This window comes from Robiginitalea sp. (assembly GCF_982776155.1).
Genome location: NZ_CEXZKX010000002.1, coordinates 43,639 through 52,219, shown reverse-complemented (window position 1 = coordinate 52,219; position 8,581 = coordinate 43,639). Strand labels below are relative to the sequence as shown.

At 56.5% G+C, this 8,581-nt stretch carries 6 protein-coding genes and 1 tRNA gene; 2 read left to right on the top strand and 5 right to left on the bottom strand.

Annotated elements, in window-relative coordinates; genetic code table 11:
• Positions 1-87 precede the first annotated feature (87 nt).
• From AC3DKS_RS03755 to AC3DKS_RS03735, 5 genes are all read right to left on the bottom strand, one after another.
• Positions 88-161: transfer RNA gene (locus AC3DKS_RS03755), tRNA-Asp, on the bottom strand.
• A gap of 132 nt (positions 162-293) precedes the next feature.
• Positions 294-1,226: a DUF58 domain-containing protein gene (locus tag AC3DKS_RS03750; protein WP_272607661.1), complete on the bottom strand. Its 933-nt coding sequence runs from the start codon at positions 1,224-1,226 to the stop codon at positions 294-296.
• Between the two features lie 208 nt (positions 1,227-1,434).
• Positions 1,435-1,752, bottom strand: a complete 318-nt coding sequence (gene trxA / locus AC3DKS_RS03745; RefSeq protein ID WP_272607659.1) for a thioredoxin — start codon at positions 1,750-1,752, stop codon at positions 1,435-1,437.
• Positions 1,753-1,930: 178 nt separating this feature from the next.
• Positions 1,931-6,292, bottom strand: a complete 4,362-nt coding sequence (gene dnaE, locus AC3DKS_RS03740) for a DNA polymerase III subunit alpha (RefSeq protein ID WP_272607658.1) — start codon at positions 6,290-6,292, stop codon at positions 1,931-1,933.
• 213 nt (positions 6,293-6,505) lie between these two features.
• A complete protein-coding gene (locus AC3DKS_RS03735) occupies positions 6,506-6,961 on the bottom strand; it encodes a ferritin-like domain-containing protein (RefSeq protein ID WP_012813773.1) in 456 nt (151 codons plus the stop codon).
• A 297-nt stretch (positions 6,962-7,258) separates the two neighbouring features.
• Between AC3DKS_RS03735 and AC3DKS_RS03730 the strand changes: the two genes are divergently transcribed.
• Together AC3DKS_RS03730 and rimM are read left to right on the top strand one after the other, a co-directional pair.
• On the top strand, positions 7,259-8,008 hold the full coding sequence (locus AC3DKS_RS03730) for a 30S ribosomal protein S16 (protein WP_083760662.1): 750 nt from the start codon (positions 7,259-7,261) through the stop codon (positions 8,006-8,008).
• A 12-nt stretch (positions 8,009-8,020) separates the two neighbouring features.
• Entirely contained in the window at positions 8,021-8,548 is a 528-nt protein-coding gene (gene rimM, locus AC3DKS_RS03725; RefSeq protein ID WP_012813771.1) for a ribosome maturation factor RimM, read from the top strand.
• The last annotated feature ends 33 nt before the right edge of the window (positions 8,549-8,581 follow it).

Genomic DNA, 8,581 nt, shown 5'->3' with positions numbered 1-8,581 from the left:
CCATTTGTCCGAATTTGAGAGCAAGCTCTCCATTCGTCCAAATGAAAAAACCCCCCGCACTTACGTGCGAAGGGTTTTGCTTTACAGCGGTCTGGACGGGACTCGAACCCGCGACCCCCTGCGTGACAGGCAGGTATTCTAACCAACTGAACTACCAGACCAATGTTCCAACCCTTGCGGGTGCCAACAACAGTTGGCTTTGCGGAAATTGTCAGTGCTTCTTGTTCAAAAGCGTGGGCAAATATAAGGTACTATTTCAATCCGGCAAACAAAAAATCCATTTTTAGCGCAGCCTATCCGGCAAAGCGCTGGCGTTCTGTGAGGAAGGTATTCAGTACGCGGGCAAACGGGTCTGCAACGTCTATGCCTACATACTTGATGTCGTACTGCCCGCAGATGAGTTGGATGGAGCGGACGTAGCGGTCCAGGGCATCCCGGTAGGCGGTGCGGACGGTCTCGGGATAGAGGTCTACGTGTTTGCCGGTCTCCACATCCAGGAAGCGTTTCGGGGTGTTCTCAAAATCGAAGTCCAGTTCGGTGGCCCGGTCGGCCAGGTGGAAGAGGACTACTTCGTGTTTGTTGTATTTCAGGTGGCGGAGCGCCTCAAAGAGCTGTTCGTCCCCCACGCTGTCCTGGAAAAGGTCGGAGAAGAGGATCACCAGGCTGCGCCGCTTCAATTTCTCGGCAATCAGGTGCAGGTGGGCGTGGAGTTCCGTGCCCGCCCCGCGGCGGCCGGCTAGCCCCAGGTCGTTCAGTTTGGCCAGGAGCATCTGGAAGTGCCGCTCACTGCCTTTTTCCGGGGCGTGGTATTCGTAGGTATCGGCAAAGACGCTGAGGCCCACGGCGTCGCGCTGTTTTTTGAGCAGTTCCATCAGGGCGGCCGCGGCCAGGACGGCAAATCCCATTTTGTGCAGGTGGTCCAGGTCCAGCTTTTTCACCTCCGGGTAATACATGGAAGCCGAGCTGTCCAGGATCAGGTGGCAGCGCAGGTTCGTTTCCTCCTCATAGCGCTTTGTGTAGAGCTTGTCCGTTTTGGCAAAGAGCTTCCAGTCGATGTGCTTGGTGCTTTCGCCTGTGTTGTAGACCTTGTGTTCGGCGAATTCGGCAGAATACCCGTGAAAGGGACTTTTGTGGATCCCGCTGATATACCCCTCCACCACCTGCCGGGCCAGCAGGCCGAGGTTTTCGAACAGGGGGGCATTGTGCAGTTCCGATCTCAGGTCCATACCTCAAAGATACGAAGGGACGGGCAAGTAGCAGGTAATTTTCCAGAACCGGGGAGGAATGGGAGGAATGGGAGGAATGGGAGGAAGGGTAAGAAGGGTAAGAAGGGGAGGAAGGGGAAGACGGGGTGGAGCGTCACAGGAGCAAAAAAAAAATCCCGCAACCGGGGTAACCGGGAACGGGACTTTGAATACTGTGTATATCGAGTGGCTACAGGACCGCGTCGATCGCTTCGGCGTAAACCTTTTTCGGGCTGACGCCCACCTGGCGGTTTACGATTTCGCCATCCTTGAACACCAATACGGTAGGGATGTTCCGCACGCCGTACTTGGCCGCGAACTCCTGGTGGACATCCACGTCTACCTTCCCGACAACCGCTTTGCCGTCGTATTCCTGGCTGAGTTCCTCGATGATGGGTCCAACCATCCGGCAGGGGCCGCACCATGCCGCCCAAAAATCTACTACTACCGGTTTATCGCTTTTAAGGACCACCTCGTCAAAGGTCGCATCTGTTATTTCTAGTGCCATATTCGCTTTATTTTAATTAGTGCAAAGTTAGTCAATTATTTAAGCCGTCCCTTACACTGTGCGTATTCGATTTGTCGATATGCCGATTGAGTCCGTCGATAGGCGAAGGACAGGGCGCAGGATGCGGAGCAGGCCGGGATAAAGCCTGAGGGCCTGCCGGGGTTCGCGGGTAGACTTCTTAATTGAGTTTGTAATGCACTTCCTGGTCGCGGAGCGAATGGAGCAGTTCCGAGCTGATGTGGACCTTTTGCTTCCGGCTGGAGAGCTGTACCTTGATGGCTTCCTCCATCTCGTAGACCACAAAATTCAGGTGGTGCTGCCCTTTAAAGGAACGCAGCGTGTCCTGCAATTCCCGGATGCGCTTCTCGTGCAGCTGCCCGATATCGAGCTGGATGGTCAGTTTTTTGGCATAGGCGTCCATCACGTCCTGCAGCAGGAGGACCTGGTTGTACTGGAGGCGGGGGTCGCCTTTTTTTCCGGTTTCCCGGTTCACCCAGCCTTCCCGGACAAAGACTTTCAGGTAGATAAACGCATTGATGGTCAGGAAATGCCGGAATTTCAGGTATTCCTCCCCGAAAACCTTGAATTCAAAGGCGTCTGAATAATCCTCCAGGGTAAAGATCGCCCAGCCCTTGCCGTTTTTGGAAACCCGGTGCTGCACGTCCGTAATCACCCCGGCCAGGCTGAGTTCCCGGTTGAGGTAGGGCGACAGGTCGTTCAGGGCATAGATCTCCGTATTGCAGAACGCCTGGATTTCCGTCTTGAAATCGTCCAGGGGGTGGCCCGAGATATAGATGCCCACCACCTCTTTTTCCCGTTTCAGGGTCTCCATGGTACCCCATTCCTCGCAGGGCGGGATTTCCGGCTCGGCAATCTGCACTTCGCTGCTGCCCCCAAATAGGCTTACCTGGGAGGAGTTTTCGCTCTCCTGGAAACGGGCCCCGAAGCGAATCACCTTCTCCAGGAAACTCACCCCGTCCGTGCCGCAATCGAAGTACTGGGCGCGATGCGCATTTCCCAGGGAGTCGAACCCGCCCGCCAGGGCCAGGTTTTCAAAGGCCTTCTTGTTGGCGGCCCGCAAATCGATGCGCTTGGCCAGGTCAAAGATAGACTGGTAGGGGCCGTCCGCCTTGCGGTTTTCCACGATGGTTTCCACGGCACTCCGCCCCACGCCTTTGATGGCCCCCATGCCAAAGCGCACCTGGTTGTCCTTGTTCACCGCGAACTTGTAATAGGATTCGTTGACATCCGGCCCGAGAACGTCCAGGCCCATCCGCCGGCATTCCTCCATAAAGAAGGTTACCTGCTTGATGTCGTTCATATTGTTGGAGAGCACTGCGGCCATGTATTCGGCCGGGTAGTGGGCCTTCAGGTAGGCCGTCTGGTAGGCGATATAGGCATAGCAGGTGGAGTGGCTCTTGTTGAAGGCGTAGGAGGCGAAGGCTTCCCAGTCTTTCCAGATCTTCTCAAGTACATCCCGCGGATGCCCGTTTGCCTCGCCCCCGTCCAGGAATTTGGGCTTGAGTTTCTGCAGCAGCGCAAAGATCTTTTTCCCCATCGCCTTGCGGAGTACGTCCGCCTCGCCCTTGGAAAACCCGGCCAGCTTCTGGGAGAGCAGCATCACCTGCTCCTGGTAGACGGTGATCCCGTAGGTCTCCTGCAGGTATTCCTCCATTTCCGGGAGGTCATAGGTGATTTCCTCCTGCCCGTGCTTCCGCGCGATAAAACTCGGGATGTATTCCATGGGCCCGGGCCGGTAGAGGGCGTTCATGGCGATCAAATCGTCGAAGACTGTCGGTTTGAGGTCTTTCAGGTGCTTTTGCATCCCCGGGGATTCGTACTGGAATATCCCCACCGTTTCGCCCCGCTGGAAGAGCTCATAGGTTTCCGCGTCGTCCAGGGGAAAGTCGTCCGGGATCAGGTCGATACCGTGCCGCGCCTTGACGATCTTCACCGTATCCTTGATGAGCGTCAGCGTTTTCAGGCCCAGGAAATCCATCTTGAGCAGGCCGGCGTTTTCCACCACGGAGTTGTCGAACTGGGTCACGTAGAGGTCGGAATCCTTGGCGGTGGCCACCGGGACAAAATTCGTGATGTCGTCCGGGGTAATGATCACCCCGCAGGCGTGGATGCCCGTGTTGCGCAGCGAGCCCTCCAGCACGCGGGCCATATTGACGGTCTGCGCCTCCAGGTCGCTGCCCTCGGACAGGTTCAGCAGCTCATTGACCTTTGCCAGGTCGTCCGAGCGGAATTTCTTTTTGAGCTCTGCCTCGTCCTGCCCGAAAATCTTGGCCAGCTTGGACATGTTCGGGATGAGCTTTGCGATGCGGTCCGCTTCGCTGAGCGGCAGGTCCAGCACCCGGGCGGTGTCCCGGATGGAGGATTTTGCCGCCATGGTGCCGTAGGTGATGATCTGGGCCACCTGGTTGGCGCCGTATTTGTCGATGACGTAATCCATTACCCGTGAGCGCCCCTCGTCGTCAAAGTCGATGTCGATATCGGGCATGGATACCCGGTCCGGGTTCAGGAACCGCTCAAACAGCAGATCGTACTTGAGCGGGTCGATGTTGGTGATCCCCAGGCAGTACGCAACTACGGACCCGGCCGCCGAGCCCCGCCCGGGGCCTACGGACACCCCCATGTTGCGGGCTTCGCGGATAAAATCCTCCACGATCAGGAAATAACCCGGGTACCCGGAGTTTTCGATAGTGGAAAGTTCAAAGTCCAGCCGCTCCCGGATGGCCTCCGTGATCTCCCCGTACCGCTTTTCCGCCCCCTGAAAGGTGATGTGGCGGAGATAGGCATTTTCGCCCCGTTTGCCGCCGTCCGCTGCGTCCTCGGCCACCCGGAATTCCTCGGGGATCTCGAATTTTGGAAGGAGGACATCCCGGGCCAGGTCAAAGGGCTCGATCTTCTCGATGATTCCCTCAATGGACTGGATGCTTTCCGGCAGGTCGCGGAACAGCTCCTTCATTTCTTCCGGGGATTTGAAGTAGTATTCCTGGTTGGGCAGGCCAAAGCGGTAGCCCCGGCCGCGCCCGATGGGGGTTGCCTGTTTTTCCCCTTCCTTGACGCACAGCAGGATGTCGTGGGCTTCCGCATCTTCCTTGCGGCGGTAATAGGTGTTGTTGGTGGCCACCAGGGACACCTCGTGTTTTTTTGCGAGGGCTACTAGGCTCTGGTTGGCCCGGTCCTCGTCTTCCTGCCCGTGGCGCATCACCTCCACATAGAGGTCTTCCCCGAATTGCTCTTTCCACCAGAGCAACGCCTCTTCGGCTTGTTTTTCCCCCTGGTTCAACACCTTGGAGGGAACTTCCCCATAGAGGTTTCCGGTAAGGACGATGACATCCTCTTTATAGCGCTCCACAACCTCCCGGTCTATCCGGGGCACATAGTAGAACCCTTCCGTGTAGGCGATGGAGGACATCTTGGCCAGGTTGTGGTAGCCCTTCTTATTCTTGGCCAGCATTACTACCTGGTAGCCGTAATCCTTGACGGATTTGTTGTTGCGGTCCTCGCAGACAAAGAACTCGCAACCGATAATCGGGATGAGGTCCCGCTTGCCCGATGCCCGGTCCTCCTCGGTGAGGTTGCTGTTGTGGGCTTTGACCTCCCGTACAAAATGGAAGGCCCCCATCATGTTGGCGTGGTCCGTCAGGGCCACGGCCGGCATCCCGTATTCCGCCGCGGCGGCCACCAGGTCCTTGATGCCCATGGTGGACTGGAGGACGGAAAACTGGCTGTGGTTGTGCAGGTGGGCGAAAGGGACCCCTTCCAGGGCCTGGACGTTCTCCCGTATTTCTGCCCGCGTGAGCCCGGGATCGTCTACCGCTGTGGCTTCCGCGAGTTTGCGGGAGGCTTTTTTAAGGTTTTTGTGGGCAATCCCGATCGGGGCGATAGTTCCCGGGTTGGCCCGGTCGAAAGCCTCGAAATACCCGGGGGCCACGCCGAGCTGCTCCGGGCTGTATTGCCGCCGGCGGAGCAATTCCAGGAAGCATCGGGCGGTGGCTTCCACGTCGGCTGTCGCGTTGTGCGCTTCCTCAAAAGGTTCCCCAAAAAGGTGCAGGTGCAATTCGGTGAGGGTGGGCAGCTTGAATTTTCCTCCCCGCCCGCCCGGGAGCTGGCAGAGTTCTGCCGTGGATTCCGTACACGTGTCGAGTACCGGGAATTTTTCCAGGGGGTCCTCGTCTGCAACCCGGTAAAATTCGGCCCCCATCACGTTGATGTCGAACCCGACATTCTGGCCTACCAGGAATTGGGTGCGGGATAATGCCCCGCGAAATGCCTCGAGAACTTCTTCCAGCGGGAGCCCTTCTTCCCGCGCTAGGTCTGTGGAGATACCGTGAATCTGTTCGGCGTCGTACGGGATGTTAAACCCGTCCGGCCGGACCAGCGCGTCGTATTGTTCCACCAGCCGCCCTTCCCCGTCGTGCAATTGCCAGGCAATCTGGATGCAGCGGGGCCAGTTGTCAGTGTCGCTGGCGGGGGCGTCCCAACGTTTGGGAAGCCCGGTGGTCTCTGTGTCGAATATGAGGTACATGGACAGGTATCGGGAATCAGGAGGATAAAATTATGGAAATACCCCGGGCTGCAAAAATGGAGTTTTTATGAGTTATTAACTGGGCCGAGGAGCCAGCCGGTGTGCGGGCCGTCCGTAGCCGAGCGACCGCAAAAGTTCCGGTGGATCCATCCCCTGGCAAGAAAAAACCCGGCGCGGGGCCGGGTTCTGATATTGGGTATTTGCGTGCGTCGATCAGGATACGATGGATTCGTACATCTTCGACGTGTTCAGGGCTGCCTGGATGGCGTTGCGCTGACTTCTCAGGAGCTGCTCCGTAGATGGCGGGAGGGTCATTTCCTTATCGTCGAGGATTTCATCGTACTGCTCCAGGCTGGCTTTCTCGCCCCGCTCTACTTCTTCGAGGATGCGTTCGGTTTCATTGCCGGTGAGCGTACTGGTGAGATTCATCCAGGTACGGTGCAGGTCGCCCTTAAAGCTGCCGCCTTTGTCTGGCAATTCCCCGTACTCGCGGATTTCGGTCTTCAGTTCGTGCCCAAAGGTATAGCGCTGCTTAACTTTGTCGTTCAGGAATTCCTTCACGGCTGGCACTTCTACCTTCTCGGCTGCGAGCTTATATCCTTTTTCAGCATCGTATGTCTTTTCGAGTAATTCGTTTAACTTATTGGAAATTTTTTCAGTGTACTTCATGGTCTATCGTCATTTTAGTGGTTACTGTTTCTATGGTGCCTTTCAATAAGACATAAATAGTATACTGGTCAACCTGCGGCAAATCAAATATTTAGCACAATTTATCATCCTCTTAACAGCTTTTATGAAAATATGGGGCTCCGCGGGGTATAAATTTTTCGCCCAAGTCCTTTACTCATTGGCAAAATGGCGTATATTTGCACCCGCTTTCAGTAGAAATACCCTTGGCTGAACAGCTTGAAATGTTGTAACAAGAATTAATAACCGGGGTCGGGTACCCCAAAACTTTAATGTGATATGCCAGTTAGAATCAGACTTCAGAGACACGGTAAGAAAGGAAAACCTTTTTACTGGATCGTAGCCGCCGACGTGCGTGCCAAGCGCGACGGCCGTTTCCTCGAAAAACTAGGAATCTACAACCCGAATACGAATCCCGCCACTATCGAGATAGACGTGGATCAATCCGTACAATGGCTCAACGACGGGGCTCAGCCCAGCGAGACAGCCCGCCGGATCCTTTCCTATAAAGGGGTACTGCTGAAGCACCACCTGATGGGGGGCGTTCGTAAAGGGGCCCTGACCGAAGAGGAGGCCGAAAAGAAATTTCAGGCATGGCTCGATGAAAAGGAGCAGAAGGTAAGCCAGAAAACCGAAGGACTGGAAAAAGCCCGGGAAGAAGCGCGTGCCAAGGCCCTGGAGGCTGAACGGGAAGCCAACGAAAAGCGCAAGGCGGCCGCTGCCGAGGCAGAAGCCCCGGAGGCGGAGGAAACCCCGGAGACCCCTGAAGGCGAAAGCGCTGCCGAGGAAGTTGAAGCGGTTGCAGCTGCCGGAGAACCGGAAAACGAAGTAGCCGAGGCCGAGGCCCCTGCTGCTGCCGATGATGCTGCTCAGGAGGAAGCCGGTGAGGAAAAAGCCGAAGCTGCCCCGGCCGAAAAGGCTGAGGAAGCGAAGGCTGAAGAAAAGGCCGAAGAAGCCCCCAAAGCTGCTGCCGGAGATTCCGAAGAAAAGGAAGAAAAGAAAGAAGCCGCAGCAGGCGATAAGGAATAAGCCTGTTTTGCCATGCGGAAGGAAGACTGTTTCTACCTCGGTAAAATTGTCTCCCGCCATGGCTTCAAGGGCGAGTTACTGGCGAAGTTAGATACAGACGAGCCGCAGCTATACGAAAATCTGGAATCGGTGTTTGTTTCCGTAGGGAACAACCTGGTTCCATTTTTTTTGCGCCGTTGCCAGTTGCACAAAACGCGCTTGCTCCGGCTGCATTTCGAAGACATCGACTCGGAGGCAGATGCCACCCGTATCCTCGGCAGCGAATTGTACCTGCCCCTGCAAATGCTCCCGCCGCTTGAGGGGAACAAATTTTATTACCACGAGGTTATTGGGTTTCGGCTGAACGATGCCCGGCGTGGCGATGTGGGGGAAATCCGCTCGGTCAATGACCAGGGCGCCCAGGCGCTGTTCGTGGCGGACAAGGACGGGCGGGAAGTGCTCATCCCCGTTACGGACGACTTTATCGAAAAGGTGGACCGCGACCAGCGCGTCATCCACATTCGGACCCCGGAGGGCCTGCTGGACCTTTACCTCACCTGAACGGGGAACAGGCCGGGGTGCATACAGCCCGCC

Bases quoted from the DNA above. Each gene is read 5' to 3' on its own strand.
- trxA (WP_272607659.1), bottom strand. From the start codon at position 1,752: ATGGCACTAGAAATAACAGATGCGACCTTTGACGAGGTGGTCCTTAAA.
- AC3DKS_RS03735 (WP_012813773.1), bottom strand. From the start codon at position 6,961: ATGAAGTACACTGAAAAAATTTCCAATAAGTTAAACGAATTACTCGAA.
- rimM (WP_012813771.1), top strand. From the start codon at position 8,021: ATGCGGAAGGAAGACTGTTTCTACCTCGGTAAAATTGTCTCCCGCCAT.
- dnaE (WP_272607658.1), bottom strand. From the start codon at position 6,292: ATGTACCTCATATTCGACACAGAGACCACCGGGCTTCCCAAACGTTGG.
- AC3DKS_RS03750 (WP_272607661.1), bottom strand. From the start codon at position 1,226: ATGGACCTGAGATCGGAACTGCACAATGCCCCCCTGTTCGAAAACCTC.
- AC3DKS_RS03730 (WP_083760662.1), top strand. From the start codon at position 7,259: ATGCCAGTTAGAATCAGACTTCAGAGACACGGTAAGAAAGGAAAACCT.